Source organism: Streptomyces sp. NPDC060064 (assembly GCF_042736455.1).
Taxonomy (GTDB): Bacteria; Actinomycetota; Actinomycetes; order Streptomycetales; family Streptomycetaceae; genus Streptomyces.
Genome location: NZ_JBHWWF010000035.1, coordinates 53,559 through 78,929, shown reverse-complemented (window position 1 = coordinate 78,929; position 25,371 = coordinate 53,559). Strand labels below are relative to the sequence as shown.

The following is a 25,371-nucleotide window of genomic DNA, read 5'->3' as shown; positions in this document are numbered from 1 at the left end:
TGCTGGAGCGCCCGATGCCGCAGATCACCGTCGACTACTCCGCGAACCTGGAATCCTCCTTCGACCGCCGGGGCTTCGCGCTCGCGCTGCACCCGCTGATCGTCGAGACGATCGACACCGAACTGAACGCCTGCAAGACCAGGTTCCGCCGTGTCGACGAGACGGTCGTGGCCGGAGGTACGCCCGACGACGCGGTCATCCACATCGGGATCGCCCTGCTGCCGGGCCGCGCCCCCGAGCTCAAGGCGCAACTGTCGGGAGTCGTCCTGGACCTGCTGGCCGGCCATCTGAAGCCGGCCGAGGGCGTTGTGCCCGTCGTCTCCGCCGAGGTGCGTGACCTGGAAGCGTCCTACCGCAAGCGCTGAGTCGGCACCTTGGAGAGCGAGGGCGCCAGCGTCATGAGCCGGCCGACCAGATCGCCGAACGGGCCGTCGGCAGGCTCGTCCACGAGGACGCGGATCAGGATGTCCGCCATCTCTTCGTCGTACGCCGCACTCACCGCGCACAGCGCCGCGAAGTCGTGCACCAGCTGCAACTCCAGCTCGGCGCGCGGAATGCGCCGCCCGTCCAGCCAGAGCAGCGCCGTCGACTCGGCGAGCGACACCCAGGACCGTACGACCAACTCCAGGCGCGCCGGCGGAGTGCCGATCCCCAGATGGGCCAGGATCTGTTCGTACGCCGCCTGCCGGACCTCGTCGATCATCGCGTTCGTCGCCGAATCCGCGTCCCTTGAGCAGGCTCCGCCCGCGGAGACCGCGGGACCGCCCCGCATCAACGCCGAGAACCCGGGCCCGTGGTCGTTCACGAAGTCGAAGAACCGTCCCATGACCCGCAGCAGCCGCGCCCCGAGCGGCCCCTCGGGCGGCTCCAGGAACCGCGCGGCCAGCTCGTCGGCGGCTCGCCGCAGCGCGGCCTCGTACAGGCTCTGTTTGCCCGGGAAGTAGTGGTAGACGAGCGGCCGCGAGATTCCGGCGGCCGCGGCTATCTCGTCGATCGAGACATCGTCGGGCGAGCGGTTGCTGAACAGGTCCAGCGCCACGCGGATCAGTTGCTGCCTGCGCTCCTCGACGCCCATCCTGCGGCGTACCCCGGTCGTCATGCGAACACCCTAACGGGCAGCGAACGCATATCGGGCCAACGGGTCGGGGCTCTACGACATGACGACGACGTACTGGCGGGTAGACCGCAGCGACAGAGGTGAGCCGGAGAATTCCGGGAGCCGCTCAGTGCAGCGCACCCACCCGACGGCCGTCCTTCAGGCGGCCGTTCAGCTCCGCCCGCGCACCCTCCTTCGCCCGTACCGCCAGCAGATGTCCCTTCGCGCTGCCGTCCACCCCGCCCGAGGTGGCCAGCGACGAGAACTGCTCGCTTCCTGCCGCGAGTACGAACCAGTGCCCCGCCTGCGACTTCCACAGCACACCCGCCAGCACCCGCGGATCCCGCACTCCGCAGGACGGCGAGTCCTCGGCCCGCGCCGCGATCGCACCCGGCGCACCCGCCTGTGCTCCCGGTGCCTGGAACTGCGCCATGACCCGGCTCCCCGTACCCCGCCAGGTCTCCGCGCGCGTGCACAGCCAGGCCGCCGTGCCGTTCGACTCGGGCAACGACTGCTGTGCGTACTGCCACGAGTTGACGCTGCGCACACCGTGCGCGCGCACCCCGGGCAGCAGACAGGCCGTACGGGCCCACGAGGCGCGGGCCGCCTGACCGGTGACGTCCTTCGGGGCGGACGGCGGCCCTGAGGTGAGCCTGGCCGGGGTCAGTTCACCGAGGTCGGTCAGCAGCCGCTCGGCCGTTTCGTCCCGCACCTCCAGCACGTCCCAGGACCGGCAGTCCCGCGCCTGCGCCGGGCTCGACAGCGGGCTGGTCACACCGTCCGTGCCCCGCTGGAGGGGACGCGGACCGACCGCCGGGTCGAGCAGATCCCGTACGGACGTCTTCCGCACCCAAGGAGCCGTCAGATAGCGGACACTGCCATCGGTACGGCTTGCGACAATCGCGGCCGAGGAGGCGGCGTCGGCGCCGTCCGTCCGCGCGAAGTCGAGCGCCACACCGCCGGTGCCGTCCTTCGGCTCGGCATAGCGGACCACGCGCAGCCCGTCGTGGAGCAGCACCACACGTGCCTGGTCGACCTCGCCCGCGTACAGCAGCTGCGGCGAGCCCATCGGCGGGCCCGGGGGAGTGCCCGGTGTCGCGGAGACCTGGACCGCGCTGCCGGGCCTGGCCCAGACGGCGAGCGCACGGCGCAGCAGCGCGCGGTCCTCGGTGAGACCGCCGCGGGCCGGCCAGACGGAGAAGTCGGTACGGGACGAGCGCTGCCACGCCGTGGCGGAGACCAGCGTCAACCGGGCCGGGTCCAGGGCGGATTCGGCCGCGGGGTTACGTGCGTACGGCGGCGCGGCCGCACCGTCCGGGCCCCAGCCGTCGCCCGGCAGCCCGAGCAGCGCGCCGCACACCGCGAGGGCGGCGGCCGCCACCACGGCCGCCTTGCCGTGCTGGCGGCGGCGCATCAGATCGGTGGGGCGCGCCTGCAGAGAACACGGGTCGAACTCGGAGGACTCGAGAAGAGCCGCAGCGCCCTTTACCGCAGCGCCCTTCACCTCTGTGCTCCCTCCCTCGGCGTCCGTTCCCTCCGTGCCCTCGCCGCCCCTGCTCTCTACCGCCGCCGCCGGGTCCATGCCGTCCGCCTCGGCCAGCGCGGCCCGCGGATCACCGACCCCGGCCGCGCTGAGGGCCTGCTGCACCTCGGCGTCGGGCAGCCCCTCCAGGCCGCGCAGCACATAGGCCGCCCTCGCGGGCCCCGAAAGCGCGGAGAGCCGCTGGTCCAGAGCGAGTTCATCGGCACCGCCCGAGCGCGGGAAGACCCGCAGACCCCACACATGCGGCAGCAGCGGCGGGAGCTGCGAGCGCTTCGGCCAGGCCAGCCGCCGCAACGGGAGTCCGGCGTCCAGGGCCTGGCGCAGCACCCTTCCCCGTACATACGCATAGCCGGGGTCGGCGTCGCCCGGCGCCCGGCGGGAGGCCGGGATCGCCGTGTCCATGGCGTCCGTGGCGCCCGCGGGAGCGGTGCGGCCGCGCGGAAGCGAGCGCTGCGCGAGGGCGTGCGCGGTCAGTACACGGCGGTTGCGGCCGAGCGACGGCGGCAGTACGAGATACGCGATCCGTACGAGCCGGGGGTAGTGCTCGACAAGGGCCGCTTCGGCCTGCTCGACCTCGACACGGCCGGCGATGGGGGCGGGAGCGGGGGCGGGGGCGGGAGCGGGCGGGGTGACGACATCCTGTGGGCGCACGTTCAGCAGAACGAGCGAATCGTCTTACGGTCACCAGGCCCAGGAACTCAGCTCGTCGCTGTCAGCCGTTCCCGGATGCGTTCGACCGTCTGGTCCGGGACGCCGAGCCCCTCGCGCACGTACCTCTCCATCGTGCCGTGGCGGGCAGCGACCGTGTCCAGCGCCGCCGCCAGATACTCCGGGAACACGCCGATCATCGCGAGGGCGGTCTCCGGGTCGCCGCCCTGTGCGATGAAACCCTCGACGAGCGAGGCGAAGGCCTGCCGTACCGCCGGATTGACGGAGAGGTACTCCGCCTCGACGGTCTCCGGCGTCGCGCCGAGGAGCGTGAGCAGGATCGTCGCCGCCCAGCCGGTGCGGTCCTTGCCCGCCGTGCAGTGGAAGAGCAGCGGTCCCGCGCCGGGCCCGGCGAGTTCGCTGAGGAAGGCGCCGTAGGCGTGCCGCGCGGAGTCGCTGATGACGAAGCCGCGGTAGGCGTGCGCGAAGAGCGACTGCGCCCGGCCGCCGCCCAACTCCCGCTCGGCGACGGCCGGATCGCTCAGCACCTGTTTCAGCTGGGCCGCGACCGGCAGCCGGCCGAATGCCACCTGGTCGGCGAAGACATCGGCGAGCAGCAGCCGCCCGCCCTCGGGGACGTGGTCGGGGCGGGCGCGGCGCTCCGCCTCGGTGCGGAAGTCGACGACCGTACGGATCCCCAGCGCGGCGACGACCGGATCGGCGGCGGCGTCGAACCGGTCGAGCATCCCGGAGCGGAAGACAAGACCGGGGCGTACGGAACGGCCGCCGGGCAGCGCAATGGAGCCGAGGTCGCGGAGGTTGGCGACGGTGTGGGCGGGGATCGCGGTCATGGCGGGAAGGCTCCCTGACTGATCGTGCGGTCGATATCTACCGAATGGTTGTTCTTTGTGCGGAACGGTAGTCGACGGTCACGCCACCGGCGCGGCACCGGCTCTGCCGGTGCCGCAGGCAGCGGATCATCCCGCGGTGACCGACCAGCCGCTGAAGCGCACCGTGCCCCTGGCCCCGCTGCCCCCGCTGGTCGCGCTCATGAAGAGCCCCACGTCCTGGACGGCGGCGGACCCCGGCACGGAGACGGTGGCGACCGTGCGCCAGGTGGCACCGCCGTCCGTGGAGCAGGCGCCGGTGAAGGAGATCCCGGCGTTCCGGGTGAGCCGCAGCAGCACCGGGGCCTTGATGCCGGTGATGCGCAGGTATGTGTCCAGGGTGCCGTCGGCGTTCGTGTCGTACGACAGCAAGATGCCCTGGCCGGGGGTCGCGGCCAGATTCAGGAATCCGGCGTCCCCCGGCTTCGCCAGGCTGTTGCGTACGACAATGCCGGACCGGGCCCAACTGCTGGTGTTCTCCTGGGAGTCCACCCGCAGGACGACGCTCACACCCTCCGCCAGCGCGCCCTCCCGGTAGGCGGTGCCGAACTGTGTGGTACCCCTCCACAGGTCGTTGCCCGCGCCATTGATCGCGAAGCGGTCGCCGACCTGCCCGAAGACGGCCGCGTTACTGGTGAAGGTGCGCCACTGGGGATCCAGCGGCGCCGCCAGCTGCAGCTTGCCCTTCTGCGTGACAGCCACCCGCTCCTCGCCGCGCGGTCCGTACTGTGTGCGCAGCTCGTAGTCCATGGCGACCAGCGGCTCGGTGAGCGGTTCGGGGGGCGCCGTCACCCGCCAGGAGACCGTGCCGGTGCCGCCGGCCGGCACGCTCTTCAGGAAGGTCGGGCCCTGCGGCTCGGCGGCCGGGCCGGTCAGGGCCAGGTCGACGCGGCCCGTGGAGCGCAGCCCGTTGAAGTTGCGGAAGGTGGCGGCGACGGTGCCTGTGCTGCCGGGGGTGAAGGCCGGCGGGTCCGCGGTGACGGAGACGAAGCCCTGGTACGGGGCGGTGGCGAGGGTGTCGTACACGCGCCGGGCGGTGCGGTACGCGTCGCCCGTCGGCCGCACCGGATAGGCGCGCCTGTCCTTCGTCCACGCCTCCTCCGCCGGATACCAGTCGAAGGACTTGGGTGCGCGGCCCTCGGCCATCGCCGCGGCCTGCTCCTGAAGATACGCCTCCCACTGCGGCACATGGACGTCGTTGATCAGACCGTGCCAGTCGCGGTTGGCGTAGTTGCTGAGCTGGTTGGCGGCGGCCCGGTCCGCCCAGGTGGTGAGCAGCACACGGGCGGTGCGCTCCAGCTCCACCGCCTCGGCCGGACCGGTGGCCAGCCGCTTGGCGTCCTCCAGCCAGGGACCGAGCAGGAACGAGCGATGGCAGCCGGCCATGGTGTCGCTCAGCCGCATCAGCTTCAGCCAGAGCGCGGACAGGGCACGGAAGGTGTCCACATCCTTGTCCAGGTAGGCGACGCGCAGCGGGAGCTGGAGCGTGCGCGAGCGGTTGGCGAGCGCCTGGCGGGCCAGATCGGTCACGTCGTGGCGGTAGGCGTCACAGTCGCGCAGCGCATGCCGTACGTCCAGCAGCGCGGCGAAGGCCCGGTCGAACCCGGCCGGGTCGAAGGCCGTGCCGATGGAGGAGGTCATGCTCGGCCGGCGGCAGAACAGCGAGTCGTACGGGCGGCCGTCGGTGCTGGTCAACTTGTACGCGGTCGCGGCGAGCGCGGCGAAGGCGGTGCGTGCGGAGCGGTCCTCGCCGCCGTAGCGGACTTCGGCGTACTGCTCGAACCACGCGTCCCGGTCGATCTGCTCCTCGCGCCAGGCGAGCTCGCTGAACAGCTCCAGGGCCGCGGGATCGCGCTCGGCGGCCTCCGGCATGTACGCGGTGCCGGCCAGCGCGCTGCCCGGCTTGTCTCGCCAGGCGGTGAACTTCGCGGTCCACCGGTCGGTGTTCGCGCCGATCGTCGTACGCCCGCCGAAGTTGGGGATGGTGCCGAAGGCGTACGGCGCACCGCCCCACTCCGTCTCCCGGTCGGTGACCGTGTCCAGGTCGGAGAGACCGTCGACGATCAGCACCCGGTCGGTGTCGACCGCGTCGAGCAGCGCGGGCCGCGGATTGGACTGCCAGCCGAGGATCACCCAGGTCGCGCCGGGACGGGCGGTCTGCAGGGACTTCTCGACGGCGCGGGCGGCGTCGGCCACCGGGACGTCCCCGGCGGTGCCGCCCTCGTGCAGCAGATCCATCTTGAAGTGGCCGACCTCGCCGAAGAGTTCCGCCTGGTGCCGGTAGAAGGCCGCGGCGACGTCGCTGAAGCTCGAGGTGCGCGGGTCGAGCCAGTCGGGGCGGCGCTTGCCGTTCCAGGTGCCCTGCGGGATGACGCGGGCGCCGGCGTTGCGGGCGACGAAGCCGTCCGGGACCGTCCCGAAGTAGCCGGGCAGGACCGGGTGCATACCGAGCTCACGCATCCGGTCGGCGATCTGTCTGCCGAGGCCGGCGCGTCTCTCGATGAGTTCGGGGCTGAGCGGGCCGCCGTACTCGCTCATGTTCTGCAGCAGCCACCACGGCTGGTGGGAGGGTGCGGGGAGCCAGCTGCGCGCCTCCGTGTCGGTGTACCCGAAGTCCTGCAGGAGCCGGTGGTAGACGGCCTCCTGGCCGGGGGTCACCAGCACCTCGTTGCAGCCGTGCAGGGCGAGGACGTCGAGCAGCCGCTCCCAGCGCGCCCAGTCGGCGTACGGGGCGGTGTAGCCGTCGTGCGTGTCGTTGAACGCGAACCGGTGCGGGACGGTCGCCGAACGCTCGAGCGCGTCACGGGGCGCGGGCAGCAGTCCCGGCAGATCGAGCTGGCTGCCGGACCACGAGATGTGCGCCCGGCAGACGTATTTGAGGTACCAGTGGACTCCGGTGAGCAGCACGGCCGGACTGGTGCCCGCGACCTCGATACGGCCGGTGGAACCGGTGACCCGGAAGCGCTCGGGGCCTTCGAGAGCCCGCAGCCGGAACTGGCCGGCATGGCGGGGAAGCAGCCGCTGGAGCGCATCCTGCGCGGGTGTCGTGGAGAACACTTCCGCCGCGGCCGGGGCGGCGGCTCCGGCGGCTCCGGCCGCTCCGGCTGCTTCGGCGGCGGACGCGGGAGTGTGCCCGATTAACGCCGCGCCGATGCCGATCGCTCCGGCGGTGCCCAGCAGAGTACGTCTCGACAGCTCGTTCATCAGCGCTCCTTACATGTTGTTCAAGTGACAACAGGTGCGTGCGTGTCGCGCAGGTTACCCGTCGTTCGGCTACCCGACAGGAGTGCGAGAGGGCACGATGGCCGGATGAGTACGAGTACGAACACCGGCGCGAGGCGTACGGCCCGGACAGCACTGGCAGTTCTGGTGCTGACCCTTGCCGCGGCCTGCGGAGCGGGCGATGACGGCGATGGGCGTGGCGGCGGCGAGAAGAGTCCCGAGCCGCCGAAGACAGCGACGGGCAGCCTGGAGCAACTGGCGGCGAAGGCCGAGTGCAAGCCGAACATCCAGACGAATGCGGCCGAGCTGCGGCAGGCCAACTGCACCACGGGTGACGGCAAGTATGTGCTGGCCACCTTTGCCACCGACCGCGGCCAGCGTGAATGGATCAACGAGGCCAACGACTACGGCGGCTCGTATCTCGTCGGCAGAAAGTGGGTCGCGGTCGGCGACGAGAAGGTGGTCACTGCCCTGCGCGGCCGGCTCGGTGGCTCGGTGGAGACCGGCGCTCAGCACCACTCCGGGAGCAGCGGTGGCACCGGGGAGAGCGCGGGGGGCCACTCGGGGCACCACGGGAGCTGACCGCGCAAGTACGTGGTGGGGGGCTGGTCACAGCGGAGCGGCCCCCCACCCTGGGGGGCCGCTCCAGCCTTTCGGGTCAGTGGATCACGTGCACTTCTGGCCGCTGTTGATGCAGTTCACCACCTTGTTCATCAGGTTCTCGTCGAAGACATTGATGAAGTCACCGTGGTCGGTGACCGGCTTGTGCAGCTGCTCCGGGAAGGAGTCGACCGCGAAGCCGGGGCCCGGCGGTACGTCGTACACGATCCGCTGCACCAGCTGCGGGATCGCCTTGAATCCGTTTCCGCAGTTGCCGTTGCCGTCCGCGAACGCGACATGGGTGCGGTGATTCGCACTGTCGGTGTTCTGGCCGTCCCAGCAGCTCTGGAACTTGAAGGAGCGCACTACCTGGCTGCCTTGGGGGCAGATCGGGTACTTGTCCTTCAGCTGGCGGTCCTCGAATCCGGTGCAGCTCCAGGAGGCATTGGCGTTCGCGTCGCCGTTGGTGAATGCCTTGGCGTCACCGGTGATGATCCGCAGGAAACGAGGCATTGCGGTGACCTTGCTCGCCGGATTGCCGACGAAATTCAGCGTGACCTGGGACGGAGTCTGGATCTCTCCGACGTTCTGGTCCTTGCCGCCGCCGTCCGCCTGGGCGTCGTTCTCGTCCTGCCCGTTCTGCAGTCGCAGTACAGGCCAGTAGTACGTGGACTTGTCGCCCTGGTTCTGGCAGCTGGTGTCACCGTTTGCCAGATCGTCGTCACTGGCGAACGCGTCGTTGGCCTGGTTGCCGACGTAATCGTGCATATGGTGCGCGCCATTGCTCACACCAGGGGCGACGATGACATTGTCCGGATTGAACTTGCCGTTCTCGTTCTTTCCGCACTCCGTGACGAAGGTTCCTCTGGAGCCGCCGCGGCGCTGCTGGGGCTGGGCGACGTTGGGCTGGACCGACTGGATGTCTACGAAGTCGGAGGCTTCGGGGCCATTGCCCTGTCCGCCGTTGCCCTGGTCATTGCCCTGACCCTGGCCATCGCCCTGGTCATTGCCCTGACCGTCGTCCTGGCCGCCATTCTGGTCACCATTCTGACCACCGTTCTGGTCGGCGCCGTCCTGTCCGTTGTTGTTGTCGCCGTTCTGGTCGGCGCCGTTGGCGTCACCCTGGCCGTCGTTCTGCCCGTCGTTCTGGGCGTTGCCGTCGTCGGCCTGCAGCGAGCAATCGGCGAGGTCCTGCATGTCCTGTGGACGCTGACCGTTCCGGCCGATGGCCGTGGCAATCCGGTCGATGCTGGCCCGCCGTTTGTCCCTGAGCGGATTCAGGATGGCGTTCTTGCCCCATTGAGGATCGCTCTGGACCTGCTGCTTCTGGTCGGCGAACCTCTTGTAGGCGTCGGTGATCTGGCTGTCCATCTTGGCCAGCTCACCGTCGACTTCCTGGCGCGCCTGAGGCGGCACGTCCGGGAGGCCGTTCGCGACCTCGGGGCAGTCGATGGTCGACACCTGCTGCCCGGCGGCCTTCTTCGTCCAATTGGAGCCTTGACCGGAATGGTTTTCGCCCGCGGATGCATACACATTGACCGCGACCAGCCCACCCCCGCCCAGGATCAATGCGGCGGAGGCGACGATCGCCCGGTTCGCCAATGTCGAGCGTTTTCTCGTTGCGTGTCCCATGGAACTCCTCTGCTTCGTCGCCGGGTGTGGGTTAGGGGGGTCCCGGCTGAGGGAGAAGCGCGACGTTCCATACGGGTGTGGCTCATGGGGTGTTCAAGCCGAGTGGGTTCGGAGCGGGAATTCGTAGAATTCTCCATCAGCAAAACCGGCGTATTGCGCTGAAGTCGGACGCGCCCGCGGATGGCAGGATGGGGCCCATGACCGAGATCCAGACTCCCCGACTCCTCCTCCGCCGCTGGCACGAGGACGACCTTGTCCCGATGGCCGAGATCAACGCGGACCCGGAGGTCATGCAGTGGATCGGCGACGGCTCGGTCCGCGATCTCGAGCAGACCGCGGAGGACATCGAGCGATGGGAGGAGGAGTGGGACGAGGAGGGCTTCGGCCTCTTCGCCGTCGAGCTCCTCGCCTCGGGCGAACTGGCAGGCTTCGTGGGCCTGTCCGTCCCCGTGTTCCTGCCCGAGGTGCTGCCCGCCGTGGAGATCGGCTGGCGGCTCGGCCGGCAGTTCTGGGGCCAGGGGTACGCCTCCGAAGCCGCCCACGCCTCACTGGAGTTCGCGCTCCAGGACCGGGGCCTGGACCGCGTGATCAGCATCGCGCGGACCGGCCACGAGGCCTCCGAGAATGTGATGCGCAAGCTCGGCATGGAGCTGGAGCGCCAGACGACGCACCCGGTGTACGGCTTGCCGCTGAGCGTCTATGCGATCGACCTCACGCAGTACGAGGCCTGACGCGTCGGCCGGCTCGTCCTCGATCGCCGGACCGGCTTGATTTCCAAGCCCGTCCGGCGATCGAGGACAGAACGGCCCTGGACAGTCCTAGGTCGTGTTTGAGAAGTCCCGCCTGCCCCGCGACCCCTGGCACGCACACTCGCGATGTTGTCGGAGTCGCCCGAGTACGTCCAGTACGAGGGCGATCCTCCGCCTTGCGATTGCACGCACCAGACGCCGCAGGGCCCGCCCTACGGGCGAACGGCGCTACTTCTAAAACACGCCCTGGCCGCGGTCCAGGTACGCCAGCACCGCCAGCACCCGGCGGTTGTCGTCGTCCGACACCTGCAGATTCAGCTTCCCGAAGATGTTCGACGTGTGCTTGGCCACCGCCCGCTCCGTGACCACCAGCTGCCCGGCGATCGCGGTATTGGAACGGCCCTGCGCCATCAGCTCCATGACCTCCAGCTCGCGCGGGGTCAGTCCGCCCATCGGCTTGTCCTGCGCCCGCCGCGACAGCAGCTGCGAGATCACCTGCGGATCCATCGCCGTACCACCGGCAGCCACCCGCCGTACCGCGTCGATGAACTGCTCCGCGTCGAAGACCCGGTCCTTGAGGAGATAGCCGACCCCGCCGTTCCCGTCGGCCAGCAGCTCACGCGCGTACAACTGCTCCACATGCTGCGAGAGAACGAGCACCGGCAGCCCGGGTCTGGCCTGCCGCGCCGCCAGGGCGCACTGCAGCCCCTCGTCCGTGTGCGACGGCGGAAGCCGGACATCGACGACGGCGACGTCCGGTTCCAACTCGGCGAGTGCCTTGGTGAGTTCCGGTCCACTCTCCACGGCGGCCAGGATCTCGAAGTCGTAGGCCTCGAGCATGCGGACCAAGCCGTCACGCAGCAGGAACAGATCTTCGGCTAGGACAACTCGCAAGGGATCTCCATGGTGACCATGGTGGGACCGCCCACGGGACTGCTGACGGCCAGGACGCCGTCGAATGTACCGAGTCGGCGTTCGACACCGCTCAGTCCGGAGCCGGTTCCGATCACCGCGCCGCCCTTGCCGTTGTCCGTGACCGCGATACGCAGGAAGCCGCCCGAGTGGGTGACGTCGACCCAGAACCGGTCCGCGCCGGAGTGCTTGACCGCGTTGGTGAACACCTCGCTGACCGCGAAGTACGCCGCCGACTCGACGGGCGCGTCCGCGCGGCCGGACAGCTCCACGTCCACCTCGGTCCTGACCGGCAGCCGCAGTGCCAGCGCCTTGACCGCGTCGCCGAGGCCGCGCTCCGCCAGCACCGGCGGGTGGATGCCGCGGACCAGGTCGCGCAGTTCGGTCAGCGCCTCGGCGGAGGACTCGCGGGCCTTGGAGATGAGCTCCTTGGCCTGCGCCGGGTCCTTCTCGATGAGCGCCTCGATGGTGCCCAGGTTCATGCCCATGGCGACCAGCCGGGCCTGTGCTCCGTCGTGCAGATCCCGCTCGATACGGCGCAGTTCGGCCGCCGAGGTGTCCAGGGCGTCGTGCCGGGTCTCGGTGAGCCGGTCGATGCGCTGCTCCAGCTCGAGGTCGTGGTTCGGGGCGAGCATCGCGCGGCTGAGCCTGAAGTGGGTGCGGATCAGCAGCTGGTTGGCGTTCATGGCGACGGTCAGCCAGACCAGTCCGAGCAGTGCGGCAAGACCTGCCGTGCCCCATCCGTCGACCGGGACGAAGGAATACCAGTACGTGCCGTCCGCCGCGACGATCGGCTGCCACAGACCGGCGAGGAGCAGCAGACCGAAGATGCCTTCCAGCACCAGCGACGGCGGGAGGATCGCGACGATGGCCCCCGCCGTCATGTCCACCAGCAGCCACTGCATATCGCGCCAGGTCGCCGGGTCCTTCAACATCAGTGTGCAGCGCTCCACCTGGCCGGTGATGCCGGTGCGCATATCGCGGGGGAGGGGGCGGTACGGGAGCGGGATGCGTACCGAGGACCACTGGGCCGCCAGCAGCCGCCGCCTGTTGGCGTGGGCCCGCACCAGGTGCAGCAGGGCGGGTGTGGTGAAGACACCCACACCGATCGGTATGAGGGCCATGGAGACCACCGCCAGGCAGAAGGCTGTGACCGAGCCCACCAGCGCCATGAGTGCCAGCGCAAGCCCTCGTGCGCCGGCCACCACCGCGTCACGTGCCTTCGTCGCGTTCATCGGATCCCCCTCGTTGTTCGGTCTCGGGCATCAGTGTCGCCGGTGCCCGCAGTCACGGCACTGGGCCCGGACACCAGCTGGGGGTGTACCTGGCACCACCCTCCTGAGCTCGCCTTTCGTCTCCGCGGCAGGGGGCCTTGACGGCTGGGACGCGAGGCCGCGGATTTCTAGCGTCGTACTCGACTTATTCGGCGCTTACCTCTGGGGGCGAAACGCCATGCGGCGTAACCTCGCGGCACGTATCGGTGTGTGGAGCGCACATCACCGCAAAACGGCGATCATCGGCTGGCTGCTTTTCGTCGTCCTGGCCACGGTGGTCGGCGGGGCATCGGGAATGGTCGAGATGTCCGAGTCCGAGCAGGGTACGGGCGACTCCGCGCGGGCCCAGAAGATCCTCGACGACGCCGGCCTGGATCAGCCGGCCGGAGAGCTCGTCCTGGTCAGCAGTAAGACGGCCGGCGGCTGGAAGGACGCGGCGCGCGAGCTGGCCGTGGCCATCGACAAGACGGGCGAGGCACAGAAGGTCGAGTCGCCGCTCGCCTCCATGAACGGCAGGGAAGCGCTGATCCGCTTCCAGATCAAGGGCGATGCGAAGACGGCGGCGGACCGGGTGCAGCCCGTGCTCGACACCGTACGGGACACCGGCAAGGTCCAACAGGACGTGGAGATACATCAGTTCGGGCAGGCCGGCTCGGAGAAATGGCTCGGCGATCTGCTCTCCGAGGACTTCCAGAAGGCCGAGTTCACCGCCGTACCGCTGGCGCTGGGCATTCTGCTGGTCGCCTTCGGGGCCGTTGTCGCGGCGCTGCTCCCGGTCGGTCTCGCGCTGACGGCGTGCATGGCCGCCTTCGGTCTGCTCTCGCTGGCCAGCCATCAGCTGCACCTCTTCCAGACCACGTACTCCGTGATGTTCCTGATGGGGCTCGCGGTCGGCGTCGACTACTGCCTGTTCTATCTGCGGCGCGAGCGTGACGAGCGGGCCGCCGGGCACGACGCCGAGACCGCGCTGCGGATCGCTGCCGCGACCAGCGGGCGGGCCGTCCTCGTCTCCGGTGTGACCGTGATGCTGGCGATGGCCGGGATGTTCCTGTCCGGGCTGATGCTCTTCAAGGGCTTCGCGCTGGCCACGATCCTCGTCGTCCTCATCGCGATGCTCGGCTCGGTGACGGTGCTGCCGGCGCTGCTGGCCTGGCTTGGGGACCGGATCGACGCGGGACGGATTCCCATCCTGAACCGGCGTGGCAAGAAGGGCGCGCACGAGAGCGGCGCGGTGGCGGGCGCGGTGCTCAGGCCCGTACTCGCCAGGCCGAAGCTGTTCGCGTTCGGTGCGGTCGCCGTGCTGCTGGTACTCGCGGCGCCCGCAGTGGGCATGAAGACCGAACAGCTCGGGATGGAGAAGCAGTTCGGCTCCGACGCCGCGCTGTCCGTCGCGTACAAGAAGATCACCGAGGCCTTCCCGGGCGGTCCGGAGCCGGCGCGGGTGGTTGTGAAGGCCGACGACATCGACTCGGAGCGGATGCGGGGCGCGCTCGCGAATTTCGACGCGACGTCCGACAAGGTGACCGTGCACAAGGCGCAGAACGTCGCGGAGATCGACGTGGCGCTGGCCGGCAACGGCAGCGACGCCCGCTCCCGGGAAGCGCTCGCGGACCTGCGCGAGAAGCGGGTGCCGGCGGCGTTCGCCGGTACCGGGGCGCAGGTGTATGTGGGCGGTGAGCTTGCGGGGTCCGTCGACTTCAACGACCAGCTGAAGCGCGGCATCGTGCCGGTCTTCGCGTTCATCACGGCGGTGACGTTCCTGCTGATGCTGTTCTGCTTCCGGTCGTACGTCATCGCGGTGACGTCTATCCTGCTCAACCTGCTCTCGGTGGCGGCCGCGTACGGCGTCATGGTCGCCGTCTTCCAGCACGGATGGGGGGCGTCGGCGCTCGGTACGGAGTCGGTGGGCGCGATCGAGGGCTGGCTGCCGCTGTTCGTCCTGGTGGTGCTGTTCGGTCTGTCGATGGACTACCACGTCTTTGTGGTGTCGCGGATCCGCGAGGCGCGTGACCGCGGGACGGACACGCGCGCGGCGATCAACGAGGGCATCCGCCGCACGGCGGGCGCGGTGACGGGCGCGGCGGCGATCATGGTCGCGGTGTTCGCGGTCTTCGGGACGCTGTCCATGCAGGACATGCAGCAGATGGGCGTGGGCCTCGCGGTGGCGGTGCTGCTGGACGCGACGATCGTACGGATGGTGCTGCTGCCGTCGGTGATGGCGCTGCTGGGCGAGCGGAACTGGCGCACGCCGAGGGGCCTGAGGTGGCTGCCGCAACTGGAACACGGCGAGTCGGACGTACGGCCGACGCCGCCGGGCGACCGCCAGGCGCCCCTGGTGCCGGCGGACCTGCGGAGGACTCGGGCCTGACCTGGGGCTCCGCCCCGGACCCGGTACGCCGGCACATCAAGCCGCGCCGGCGATTGGGGCGCGGGTCCGGGGCGGAGCCCCCCAGGCGGCGCAGCTGCACATCGGCACAGCGGGAAGCGGCGGGTAGGGGGAACACGCCCGCCTCGGGCGACCCGTTCACACGCCGAGCAACTTCGCCTCCACCACCGGGTCCAGGCCAACCGGCACGCGGTCCGGCCGTTGGGGTGCGGGGCCGCCCAGGGACTGGAGCCAAGCCCATGTGTCCGTCACCGTCGCGCCGACCGGGCGGCAACTCAGCCCCGCGGCAAGCGCCTTGGCGACGTTCACTCCATGGATCGCGCGGTGGAGCTCCGGCTGCTGCTCCTGCGGGATCCAGATCGGGAGGTCCGTCCAGGGCTCGATGCCTGCCGCCAGGATCGCCTCCGGTGGCGTCCAGCGCAGTTCCGCGTCCGAGCCGGTGGCTCGCGCACAGGCCTCCAGCAGTTCGCCGATCGTCGTGTGGCCCTGCTCGCTCACCAGGTTGTACGGGCCGCTCAGGCCCCGTACCGCCGCATCGAGCATCCACTCCGCGAGGTCGCGTACGTCGATGTACTGCAGCGGGGTGTCCCGCGGACCCGGCGCCAGCACCGGGCCGCCGCGGGCCATCCGCCGCAGCCACCACGGCAGTCGGCCGATGTTCTCCCACGGGCCGATGATCAGCCCCACCCGCACCAGCAGCGAACGCTCCTCACCGAACGCGTCCAGCACTGCCAGTTCCCCGCCCCGCTTGGCCTCCGCGTAAGGGACTTCGACCGCGTCGGGCGAGGCCTCCACCACCGGGCAGGTTTCGTCGTTGCCGGCCGATGGCGGCCAGGCATACACCGAGCAGCTCGATACATAGACATGGCGGCCGACCCGACCCGCCAGCAGCCGGGCCGCATCCCGTACGACCGACGGCGCGGCCGACCAGGTGTCGACGACCACGTCCCACTCGCCGTCCGCGAGCGCCGCAAGCCCGTTCGGCGCGGTGCGGTCGCCGAGCAGCGATGTGACACCGGCCGGTGCTTCGTGCCGCCCGCGATGGAAGACCGTCACCTCCCAGCCGCGCGCAAGGGCCGACTCGACCACCGCACGGCCCGCGAACTCCGTGCCTCCCAGAATAAGAAGTCTCATACCCGCGACTCTGCCTCCTGGGCCGTTCCGGACGAAAACGATTCTGCTGACAGGCGAGCGAAGCGCGGGCTCCTCCCGAACCCCGGCCCCGGGACGGCGGCATGTGCGGACTCTGTCGCCGATGCGTGCCTTTCGGGCCGCGCGCGCCTGGACGATCAAGTCCCAAGTGGGCGTGTACATAAGGCGGCGGTCTCGTTGATCTGTGTGTGACGACAGACCTCGAGACTCTCGCGTCCGTGTACAACACGTGACACACACAAAATCGACACACTATGACATTCACCAATGAAACGTTCGCGCTTCGGTAGTCTCGTGGTTGCGCCCCGTTACGAGTGTTCTGGGGCACGTGTCTTGTCAATCCGGCGGCAACCGCCGCGCCTTTCCACGTCTCAGGGGACCCGTTGTCAACTTTCGCTGTGCCTATCGCCGGGGGCCGTGCGCTGCCGGTCTGGCCTCAGTCATCCTCCGAAGACAGAACTGCCACTGCCCCCGAGCCGGTCGACCGGAGACCGGTGGCGATCGTAGGTATGGGATACGTGGGACTCCCCACGGCTCTCGCGTTGCTCGCCTCGGGGAACGAGGTCATCGGACTCGACGCGAGTCAGCAGCGGATCGACGACATCCGCGCCAGCCGAGTCGACCTGGTTTCCGACGACCACGAGCGGCTGCGGAAGTTCGCAGGGAGTGACACGTGCACCCTGACCACCGATCCGGAGCGGCTCGCGGCCGCGGGTACCGTCGTGATCTGCGTACCCACTCCGGTGGACGAGCATCTCGTACCGGACCTGACCGCACTCTCCGCCGCCTGCGCCACCGTGGTGGAACACGCGGTACCCGGCCAGACCATCGTGCTGACCTCGACCAGCTACGTCGGCACCACCCGCGACCTGCTCCTGCGGCCGCTGGCTGACCGGGACATGCACGCCGGGCGCGACGTGTTCGTCGCGTTCTCCCCGGAGCGGATCGACCCGGGCAACACGGTCCACCCGCAGAACGCCACGCCGCGCGTCGTGGGCGGCGAGACCGAGGAGTGCACCCGCCGTGCGGTCGCCGTTCTGAGGGGCTCCGCGCCGGAGGTTCATCAGGTGGGCTCCCCGGAAGCCGCCGAGATGTGCAAGCTCCTGGAGAACACCTTCCGTGCCGTCAACATCGCGCTGGCCAACGAGTTCGCCACAGCCTGCGGGCACCTGGGGCTCGAGGTCACGGAGGTGATCAACGCCGCCGCGACGAAGCCGTACGGGTTCATGCCGTTCCGCCCGGGGCCGGGAGTGGGTGGCCACTGCATTCCCTGCGACCCGCACTACCTGCTCTGGCAACTGCGTCGGCAGCGCGTCGCCCTGCCGCTCATCGACACAGCGATGACCGCGATCGCCACCCGGCCCCGGAAGGTCGTACGCCGGGCTCGCGAACTCCTCGCGGACCGCGGTGTGCCGCTCAGTCGTGCCCGTGTTCTGGTCCTCGGCGTCAGCTACAAGCCGGATGTGGACGACCTGCGGGAGTCCCCGGCGCTGGAGATCCTCGCCGAGTTGACCCAGGCAGGTGCCGTGGTCTCGTACACCGACCCGAGGGTGACGGAACTGGCCGTCGCCGGGAAGCGGATGGAGAGCGAGGCGAAGCCGCAGGCGCAGATCTGGGACCTGGTGGTGGTCCACACCATCCATCGGGGCCAGGATCTGGACTGGCTCGAGGAGCAGCCACTCGTCCTGGACGCCACCTACCGCCTGGACGCGGTAAAGGGCCGGACGGTGGTGTGATGACGGTCCAAGCCACCGGCTACAGCACGACCCAGGCCCAGGCCCAGGCCCAGGCGCAAGCCCCGGCCCCGCCCATGACGCAGGACCAGGTCCGAGCACTCTCGCCGTCCCCGCCGGAGCAGTCCCGGCGCCCGGTCCTCGGAAGCCTGAACCACGCGCCGCCCCCGCGGCATCGGCGGCATCGGCGGTCCCGGCGCCCGGCCGGAAGGCTGGGCCGGCTCGATCCCGTACTGCGGCAGGCCGTACGGCGGCTGATCACCCTGCTGCTTCTGCTGCCGCTTCTGCTGCTCCTGGCCCGGAGCGCTCCCGAACTCCTCCGGTCTCCCCTCCTGCTGGGCTATGGCTTCCTGGTGCTGTTGGGGGCGATCGCCATCTTCTACGTCGCCTACGCCCTGTACGACGACCCCGCAGTCCGCCAGTTGCGCAGGCGGCCCCGCAACCTCTCCCAGTTCCCGGCGCTGCCGGCGGTGCCGCGGGTGAGCTTTCTGCTGGCGGTCAAGGACGAGGCCGAGTGCATCGAGGCGTGCGTGCGCTCGATGGTCGCCAGCGACTATCCGGATCTGCAGATCGTGGTGGTGGACGACGGCTCCAGCGACGGCACCCGGGAGATTCTGGCGTCCCTCGCTGCCGAACTCGCCATCACCGTGCTTCCGTTGGAACAGAACGTGGGCAAGAAGCACGCTCTGGTGCGGGCCGCTGAGCTCGCCGACGGCGATGTGATCGCCTTCACCGACTCCGACTGCGTGCTGGCCGAGGACGCGCTCACCCGCTGCGTCACGGCGCTGCTGCGCCACCCGGAACTCGGCGCGGTCAGCGGGCACGCGCGGGCGCTCAACGCCGACGAGAGCATCCTCTCCCGGATCCAGGACGTCTGGTACGAGGGCCAGTTCCGGGTGTCCAAGGCTGCCGAATCCGCGTTCGGCTCCGTGACCTGCGTCTCCGGGCCGCTCGCCGTCTTCCGCCGAGACGCCGTCTACAACTACCTGCCCGCCTGGGCGGGTGACCGCTTCCTCGGCGGCGAGTTCCGCTTCGCCACCGACCGCCAGCTCACCGGATACGTCCTCGGCCAGCAGTGGAAGGGGAAGCGGCTGAAGCGCCGGTACGCCGATTCGCCGTTCGTTGCGGCCGCGGACTACCCGGAGCGCCCGTGGCGCGTCGGCTATGTCGAGTCGGCCAAGGTGTGGACCAACGTGCCGACCCGGTTCCGGCCCTTCATGCGCCAGCAGGTCCGGTGGAAGAAGAGCTTCGTCCGCAACCTCTTCTTCACCGGAACATTCATCTGGCGGCGCGGGCCCGGCCCCGCGGCCCTGTACTACCTGCACGCCCTGTGGGTGCTGGCCGCCCCGGTGATGGCGGTGCGCCACCTGGTGTGGGTGCCGATGCAGGGAACGTACTTCCTCACCCTGCTCTACCTGGCCGGGGTCCTCGTCAAGGGGACTTTCTGGGGCCTCGCGTTCAGGCTCGACAATCCCGGCTCGACCGGATGGCGTTACCGGCCGCTGATGAGCCTCCTCTCGTCCGTGCTGCTGTCGTGGCTGCTGTTCTACTCCGCCGCCACCATCCGGCGCGGTGTGTGGTCGCGGAGCGCGACATGAGAGCCGTCATCCGCATGTTCACCGTGGCCGTGACCGGCGCGGTCGTCCTCGCCCTCTACCTCGTCGTGCTGTCTCGCGGAGGAACGGAGACATGGCCCTTTCCCTAGCACCGCCGGGTAGCCCACCAGCGGGCCGGTCGCCGTCCGGGCGCGAAATTCCCCCCGCCGCCCCTCCGAGGCGCCGACTGCTGCGCGCCCTGCTGGCCCTGGCCGCTGTCCTGGTGGTGACGGTGCCCTTCGCCGTGGCGTGGCGGCTGCACGAAGCCCGTGAGAGCCTCAGCCCCCAGTACACCACCGCCCCCGCCGACATCGATGCGCAGACCCTGAACACGTGGCGGGCGCTCGGGTCCGGCCTGCCCCAGCATGCGGCACCGGTGGTGCTTACGTACCACGACGTCCGGCCCGACAGCGACGGCAACCGCTATGTGGTGACACCCCAGCAGTTGGACGCGCAGCTCACCGCGTTGCGCGCCGCCGGCTACCAGACGCTGACGGCTGACCAGTTCGTCTCCTACTTCCAGGGCGGAGCCGTGCCCCGCCGGTCGGTCCTGCTCACCTTCGACGACGGAACCGACGGTCTGTGGCGCTACGCGGACCGCATTCTCGCGCGGCACCACCAGCACGCCACGTCGTTCCTGATTTCCGGCCGGGTCGGGAAGCACCGCCCGTACTACCTGTCCTGGGAGGAGGTCGCCCGGATGGCCCGCTCCGGCCGGTGGGACTTCCAAGACCATACGCACGACCTGCACAGTCGCGGAGTCGTCGGCCCGGACGGCCGCAAGGGCTCGCTCCTGACCAACCGGATCTACGACCCCGCCGACGGCGAACTGGAGAGCGTGGCGCACTACCGTACGCGTGTCCGGAGCGATCTCGACGCATCACTGCGGGACTTCGCGTCCCACGGCCTCCCCAGGCCGCGGCTGTTCGCATACCCGTTCTCCGACGCGGACAGCGCCCGGCCGGGCAACGGCACACCCGGCAAGACCACGACCGGCAGTGCCACGACGGAGTACGCGCGCGACCTTCTCCGGCAGCTCTTCGCGGCCACGCTGACCGACCGGACGTTCAGCCCGACGCCGGCCGGCCGGCGCTCCGCGGCGCAGAAGAACATCCAGCGGCTGGAGGTGTTCAGCAGCACGACGCCGGAAGCGCTGCTGAACGAGGTCGCGTCCCGTACCCCGCTACCGCCCTCCGGCCGACCCCTGGAGCAGCCGCGGCATTGGGCGAAGGTCGACTGGCACCACGCGGAGACCATCGGGTTCCTCACCGGCCGGAGCCCCTATCCGCAAGGCCGCTCGTATGTGTACGCCTCCTACGCCCCGTACGCCACCGCCGACTGGATCGACTACACCGCCTCCGTCGACATCAGCGGGCTGAACTCCCGCGGCCCCAGAGGCAACCTGGTCGTCCGGGTGGGGAGCAGGTCGGCTCTGGCCATCAGAGTCTCCCGGGACACCGCTCAGATCGCAGCCGCAGGCGATGACGTCGTGTTCGTCAGGCGGGAACTCCCGCCGTCTGCGCGGCACCACGTGGAGGTGACTGTCAGCGGAACGCGGACTGTCGCTGTGATCGACGGCACCGTCCGACTCTTTGTCGACAGCCCCCCGGGGCCGTCCAGCCGCGGTGGCATCGGCCTGGCGGTGAGCCGAGGTGCCCGGGCCGACAGCTGGCCTGCCTTCGCCGACCTGCGGGTCACCCCGATCTCCCGTACATCACAGACATCTGCAGGAGGACACCGATGACGGATACGCCCCGACTTCGCGCCCCGAGCGCTCCGTCCACGTCCCGTCGGGCATGGCTGCGCGCTGCGCTCCTCGGCGGCGCGACGCTCGCGGTCGCCGCGCCTCCGGTCGGTGCGGCCCTGATGCGCAGGGCCGCGGTGCCGGCTCCGTTCCGTCCGACCTTTCCGAACAGCGGGCTGGTGACCAACGAGTACGCCCACTGGAACCCGACCAAGCCCGGGGCAAAGCTGTCCACCGTCTGGGACATGACAAGCGGCTCCGTCTTCGGCCTCAACGGGGCCGCCTGGTCAGGCGTGCCGGACAGCATCTCCCCGAACGCCGGCTCCACAAACGGCAACAATTCTTGTGTGTTCCGGCTGGCCAGCCAGCGGCACGACTTCGAGAACACCGTGGTCACCACGCAGATGTGGCTCTCCGCGCTGGTCAGCACGCCCCGTACCCCCGCGGTCAACTGGGACGGGCTGCACCTCTGGATGCGCTATCACGACGAGACGGAGCTCTACGCGGTCAGCGTCGCACGCCGTGACGGGGTCTGCGTCATCAAGCGCAAGAATCCGCCCGGAAGTGAGAACGGCGGTACGTACTACCAAATCGGCTCGACCGCCCGGAATGTCTTTCCCCGCAACACCTGGGTCAATGTCAGGACCAGTGCCACCACTCTCTCCAACGGCACTGTCCGGCTCATCCTCGAGGTCGGCGGTCGGCGGGTCCTGGACGTCGTGGACAGGACCCCCCGAAATCTGCTCATCGCCGGTGGCGTCGGAGTCCGGGGGGACAACGCCAATTTCCAGTTCAGGAACTTCGTCGCGGCCGCGTCCTAGAACTCCCGCCCTCGCAATCCGCTTCGCTGACCACCTCAGCGGCGCCGAACATCAAGGATCCCCCGCATGTCCGTGAAATACCGGTCGTTGACCGTACCGGCTCTCGCGCTCCTGGCCGCCTGTTTCCTCACCCTCACCATGCCCCTGTCCGGGCTGCCGGCCGCACACGCGGCGACGAGAACCGTCGTCTCGCTCACCTTCGACGACGGCAGGCTGTCCCACTTCACCGAGGCCCGGCCGATCCTCCGTGCCCATGGCATGCGGGGGACGTTCTACCTGATCAGCGGCAATCTGGGCAGGCCGCAATACATGAGCACCTCGCAGGCAAAGCAGCTCGCCGACGACGGCAACGAAATCGGCGGGCACACCCTGCACCACCCCCGCCTGCCCAACCTGAGCACCACCGAGCAGAAGCGCGAGATCTGTGATGACCGCAAGGCCCTGCAGAAAATGGGGTTCTCGGTACGCAGCTTCGCCTACCCCTACGGTGCCGCCGACGCGGCTTCCCGGCGCGCCGTCGCCGAGTGCGGCTACACCAGCGCCAGGGGTGTGGGGGGCCTGGTGGCTCAGGGGAACTGCAACGGGTGCCCGTACGTCGACCGGATGCCCCCCGACAACGCGTACCAGATCCGGACACCGGGCTCCGTGCAGACGTCCACAAGCCTGAACAACCTCAAGGGGTTTGTGACGGAGGCCGAGAAGCGTGGAGGTGGCTGGGTTCCCCTGGTCTTCCACCATGTCTGCGACGGGTGCACACCCACGTACGGGATCAAGCCGAAGGTTCTGTCCGCGTTCCTGGACTGGTTGAAGACCCGCGCTTCGGCCGGTACGCGCGTGGCCACGGTCGGCGAAGTCATGTCCAGTAACGGGAAAAGTACGGGGCAGAGCAGCACCGAGCAGAGCGGTACGGAGCAGAGCGATGCCGAGCAGAGCGGTTCTGAGCTGAGCAGTACCGAGCAGAGCGGTTCTGAGCAGAGCGGTTCTGAGCAGAGCAGTACCGAGCAGAGCGGTACCGAGCAGAGCGGTACCGAACGGAGCAGCACCGAGCAGAGCGGTTCTGAGCAGAGCAGCACCGAGCAGAGCAGTGCCGAGTTGGCCAGTGCCGTGCTGAGCAGCGCCGGGCTGAGCAGCACCAGTGACAGAACCGGCGGACTCGCTCCGAGTCCCGCACCGATGTGGGACCCCACCCTGGGTCTCCTCGCCGTGTGGAGGCTGCCGACGATCAGAGCCCTCCTCGCGGCACTGGCCTGATCACCAGGCTGTGCCGGTCACATCGGGCCGCCCCACCCCCGTCCAGAAGGAGAAGCGCATGAAGATCCCGGTTTTCGTACCGCCGCGGAGGGCCGGAACACCGGCTCCCGCAATCCTGTTGGCCCTGTTGTTCTCGCTGGTGGCGTCGGTACTTGCCACGCCGCTGGCGTTCGGGGGTTCCCGCGCCCCCCGTGCGGCGGTCCCGTTGACCGGTGTCATGGCTATCGCCGCCGGGGACAGCCACACCTTGGCGCTGATGAAGAACGGCACCGTCAAGGCCTGGGGTATGAACACCAACGGCCAGATCGGTGACGGCACCAACACGGAGCGGCTCAGCCCCGTCACGGTCCCGGGGCTGACAAAGGTGCGGGCCATCTCCGCCCATGGCCACCACAGCATGGCGCTGCTCTCGGACGGCACCATCCGGGCCTGGGGCTGGAACGCGTTCGGCCAGCTCTGTGACGGCACCACCACCGACCGGAACCGCCCGACCAAGCCCGTGAACCTGGCCGGCGTGAAGATGATCGCGACCGACGAAGGCCACACCATCGCCTTGATGTCCGACGGCAGCGTCAAGGCATGTGGCTGGAACGCGTACGGGCAGATCGGTGACGGCACCACCACCGACCGGCACACCCCCGTCACGATCCCCGGGCTGCGCGACCCACGGGACATCGCGGTCGGCCACGCGCACAGCGAACTCGTGCAGCCGGACAAGACCGTCGTGGCCTGGGGAAACAACTACGACGGCCGTCTCGGCGACGGCACCATCATCCACCGTCACAGGCCCGTCAAGGTCCTCGGGCTGACCCGCGTTCGGTTTGTGGCGTCCCACAAAGCCCACAGCCTGGCCGTGCGGAACAACGGCACCGTCTGGTCCTGGGGCTGGAACTTCTACGGGCAGCTCGGTGACGGCACCACCACCGACCGGCACACTCCGGTGCTGGTTCCCACACTGACGAATGTGCGGGATGTCTCGGTCGGCCTGGCCCACAGTCTGGCCCTGCAGGAAGGCGGCAAGGTCAGGACGTGGGGCTGGAACTTCTTCGGTCAGCTCGGTGACGGCACCACCACCGACCACTTCCTCCCGGTGACTGTTGTCGGGCTGTCCCAGGTGACGGCGGTCGAGGGCGGGGACAACCACTCCGTCGCGCTGGTGCGGGACGGCACCGTCCGGACCTGGGGCCGGAACGACAACGGCCAGCTCGGTGACGGCACCACCACCGACCGGTACCGTCCCATCAAGGTGCTCCAGTCCTCATAGCGCGGTCGTCGCGTCAACACTCCCGGCGGGAATCACCGGCCGAAGCCCTCGTAGCGCAGCTACGAGGGCTTCGGCCAATGCGGCGAGTACGTGTTGGTTAGGTGGGTGAGAGCTGACACCACTTGTCGGTTAGCGGCAACGGCACCCGGCGATGAGGGAACAACACCTGGACCTTCGCCACCAATAGCACTAAACCGCGGCAGTCCAGCCAGGCAGGTTGGCGTCGGGCGTTGGTGGCTCCCAGGTGAAGGACAGACCGGGCCGTCCGCTGCCGTCGGCCAGTCCAGCAGACCGTGGGAGAACCCGACCTCGTCGGTGCGGAACAGGATCTTCTTGCGCTACTGCCACGGGAGTTGGGCCAGAGCCGCCTCGAGGATCGCAATGTTGTCACCTGTGTCGTTGGCGCCCGCGTCGCCGGGCCGCACGCGTGCGGCAACTCACTGGACCTCATCGGCCTGCTGAACCCGAGCTTCGGGAACACCTGCACCAACGGCGACCCACAACCGCAGTGGCCGCACAAGCGACCACAACCGTGACCACCACAGCGGTGGCCGCACAGGCGACCACAGCAAGTAAATCCACCATCTCTGCCCCGGAGACGCCGGGGCACCTCAGCCGGGCAGAGACGTACGGCGCATGGCAAACCGAACAGCTGCCCACCATCCCCACCACTCTTGTGAACCAGCGAGAACATCAGGCGGGAGACTGCCAAGTTTCCTGACACCTCTCGCCGTCGGCCGATTCAGCCGCCACCGACAGTGCGCGCCTGCTCCGGCAGCTCGCCCGGACCGCGACGGCCGGGTTCGGAGTGGAATCCCCCCAGGTGTCCGGCTGTTGATGGCGCGTCATGAACTCCCTCCCT

At 69.5% G+C, this 25,371-nt stretch carries 19 protein-coding genes; 11 read left to right on the top strand and 8 right to left on the bottom strand.

Going from position 1 to position 25,371, the window contains the following annotated elements; genetic code table 11:
- Positions 1 to 14: 14 nt before the first annotated feature.
- Complete coding sequence (locus tag ACFWDI_RS32515) at positions 15 to 365, top strand: 5-carboxymethyl-2-hydroxymuconate Delta-isomerase (RefSeq protein ID WP_385309541.1); 351 nt, start codon at positions 15 to 17, stop codon at positions 363 to 365.
- Here ACFWDI_RS32515 and ACFWDI_RS32510 read toward each other — a convergent pair.
- The 4 genes from ACFWDI_RS32510 to ACFWDI_RS32495 all read right to left on the bottom strand — a co-directional run bounded on the left by ACFWDI_RS32510 (position 350) and on the right by ACFWDI_RS32495 (position 7,378).
- Positions 350 to 1,099 carry a TetR/AcrR family transcriptional regulator gene (locus ACFWDI_RS32510; RefSeq protein ID WP_385309539.1) on the bottom strand — a complete coding sequence of 250 codons (750 nt, stop codon included), beginning with the start codon at positions 1,097 to 1,099 and terminating at the stop codon, positions 350 to 352. The two genes, ACFWDI_RS32515 and ACFWDI_RS32510, sit on opposite strands and share 16 nt — an antisense overlap.
- Positions 1,100 to 1,223: 124 nt before the next feature.
- Complete coding sequence (locus tag ACFWDI_RS32505) at positions 1,224 to 3,290, bottom strand: hypothetical protein (protein WP_385309537.1); 2,067 nt, start codon at positions 3,288 to 3,290, stop codon at positions 1,224 to 1,226.
- Positions 3,291 to 3,337: 47 nt separating this feature from the next.
- The gene (locus ACFWDI_RS32500; protein WP_385309535.1) at positions 3,338 to 4,138 is read right to left on the bottom strand and encodes a tyrosine-protein phosphatase; all 801 of its coding nucleotides are present in this window, start codon (positions 4,136 to 4,138) and stop codon (positions 3,338 to 3,340) included.
- A 126-nt stretch (positions 4,139 to 4,264) separates the two neighbouring features.
- The gene (locus ACFWDI_RS32495) at positions 4,265 to 7,378 is read right to left on the bottom strand and encodes an alpha-N-acetylglucosaminidase TIM-barrel domain-containing protein (protein WP_385309533.1); all 3,114 of its coding nucleotides are present in this window, start codon (positions 7,376 to 7,378) and stop codon (positions 4,265 to 4,267) included.
- 105 nt (positions 7,379 to 7,483) lie between these two features.
- Between ACFWDI_RS32495 and ACFWDI_RS32490 the strand changes: the two genes are divergently transcribed.
- On the top strand, positions 7,484 to 7,978 hold the full coding sequence (locus ACFWDI_RS32490) for a hypothetical protein (RefSeq protein WP_385309531.1): 495 nt from the start codon (positions 7,484 to 7,486) through the stop codon (positions 7,976 to 7,978).
- An 84-nt stretch (positions 7,979 to 8,062) separates the two neighbouring features.
- On the opposite strand, the gene ACFWDI_RS32485 is transcribed toward ACFWDI_RS32490, so the two are convergent.
- The gene (locus tag ACFWDI_RS32485) at positions 8,063 to 9,628 is read right to left on the bottom strand and encodes a DUF1996 domain-containing protein (RefSeq protein WP_385309529.1); all 1,566 of its coding nucleotides are present in this window, start codon (positions 9,626 to 9,628) and stop codon (positions 8,063 to 8,065) included.
- Positions 9,629 to 9,825: 197 nt separating this feature from the next.
- On the opposite strand from ACFWDI_RS32485, the gene ACFWDI_RS32480 reads away from it, so the two are divergent.
- A complete protein-coding gene (locus tag ACFWDI_RS32480; protein ID WP_385309527.1) occupies positions 9,826 to 10,359 on the top strand; it encodes a GNAT family N-acetyltransferase in 534 nt (177 codons plus the stop codon).
- 252 nt (positions 10,360 to 10,611) lie between these two features.
- Here the strand turns inward: ACFWDI_RS32480 and ACFWDI_RS32475 are convergent, their stop codons facing one another.
- Positions 10,612 to 11,271 carry a LuxR C-terminal-related transcriptional regulator gene (locus tag ACFWDI_RS32475; RefSeq protein WP_385309525.1) on the bottom strand — a complete coding sequence of 220 codons (660 nt, stop codon included), beginning with the start codon at positions 11,269 to 11,271 and terminating at the stop codon, positions 10,612 to 10,614.
- Entirely contained in the window at positions 11,256 to 12,524 is a 1,269-nt protein-coding gene (locus ACFWDI_RS32470) for a sensor histidine kinase (RefSeq protein WP_385309523.1), read from the bottom strand. The genes ACFWDI_RS32475 and ACFWDI_RS32470 overlap by 16 nt, the downstream gene beginning before the upstream one ends.
- A gap of 217 nt (positions 12,525 to 12,741) precedes the next feature.
- Between ACFWDI_RS32470 and ACFWDI_RS32465 the strand changes: the two genes are divergently transcribed.
- Positions 12,742 to 14,931, top strand: a complete 2,190-nt coding sequence (locus ACFWDI_RS32465) for an MMPL family transporter (protein ID WP_385309521.1) — start codon at positions 12,742 to 12,744, stop codon at positions 14,929 to 14,931.
- Between the two features lie 156 nt (positions 14,932 to 15,087).
- Here the strand turns inward: ACFWDI_RS32465 and ACFWDI_RS32460 are convergent, their stop codons facing one another.
- Positions 15,088 to 16,083, bottom strand: coding sequence for an SDR family oxidoreductase (locus ACFWDI_RS32460; protein WP_385309519.1), 996 nt, complete (start codon positions 16,081 to 16,083; stop codon positions 15,088 to 15,090).
- Positions 16,084 to 16,499: 416 nt separating this feature from the next.
- Between ACFWDI_RS32460 and ACFWDI_RS32455 the strand changes: the two genes are divergently transcribed.
- The 7 genes from ACFWDI_RS32455 (at position 16,500) to ACFWDI_RS32425 (ending at position 25,045) form a co-directional block, all read left to right on the top strand.
- The gene (locus ACFWDI_RS32455; protein WP_385309517.1) at positions 16,500 to 17,837 is read left to right on the top strand and encodes a nucleotide sugar dehydrogenase; all 1,338 of its coding nucleotides are present in this window, start codon (positions 16,500 to 16,502) and stop codon (positions 17,835 to 17,837) included.
- The gene (locus ACFWDI_RS32450) at positions 17,837 to 19,432 is read left to right on the top strand and encodes a glycosyltransferase (protein WP_385309515.1); all 1,596 of its coding nucleotides are present in this window, start codon (positions 17,837 to 17,839) and stop codon (positions 19,430 to 19,432) included. Before ACFWDI_RS32455 ends, ACFWDI_RS32450 begins: the two co-directional genes overlap by 1 nt.
- A gap of 91 nt (positions 19,433 to 19,523) precedes the next feature.
- Positions 19,524 to 21,173 carry a polysaccharide deacetylase family protein gene (locus ACFWDI_RS32445; RefSeq protein ID WP_385309514.1) on the top strand — a complete coding sequence of 550 codons (1,650 nt, stop codon included), beginning with the start codon at positions 19,524 to 19,526 and terminating at the stop codon, positions 21,171 to 21,173.
- On the top strand, positions 21,170 to 21,994 hold the full coding sequence (locus ACFWDI_RS32440; RefSeq protein WP_385309513.1) for a hypothetical protein: 825 nt from the start codon (positions 21,170 to 21,172) through the stop codon (positions 21,992 to 21,994). Before ACFWDI_RS32445 ends, ACFWDI_RS32440 begins: the two co-directional genes overlap by 4 nt.
- Before the next feature lie 66 nt (positions 21,995 to 22,060).
- Positions 22,061 to 23,245, top strand: coding sequence for a polysaccharide deacetylase family protein (locus ACFWDI_RS32435; protein ID WP_385309512.1), 1,185 nt, complete (start codon positions 22,061 to 22,063; stop codon positions 23,243 to 23,245).
- A gap of 58 nt (positions 23,246 to 23,303) precedes the next feature.
- Complete coding sequence (locus tag ACFWDI_RS32430) at positions 23,304 to 24,509, top strand: RCC1 domain-containing protein (protein ID WP_385309510.1); 1,206 nt, start codon at positions 23,304 to 23,306, stop codon at positions 24,507 to 24,509.
- A 293-nt stretch (positions 24,510 to 24,802) separates the two neighbouring features.
- The gene (locus ACFWDI_RS32425) at positions 24,803 to 25,045 is read left to right on the top strand and encodes a chaplin family protein (protein ID WP_385309508.1); all 243 of its coding nucleotides are present in this window, start codon (positions 24,803 to 24,805) and stop codon (positions 25,043 to 25,045) included.
- Positions 25,046 to 25,371: the final 326 nt, after the last annotated feature.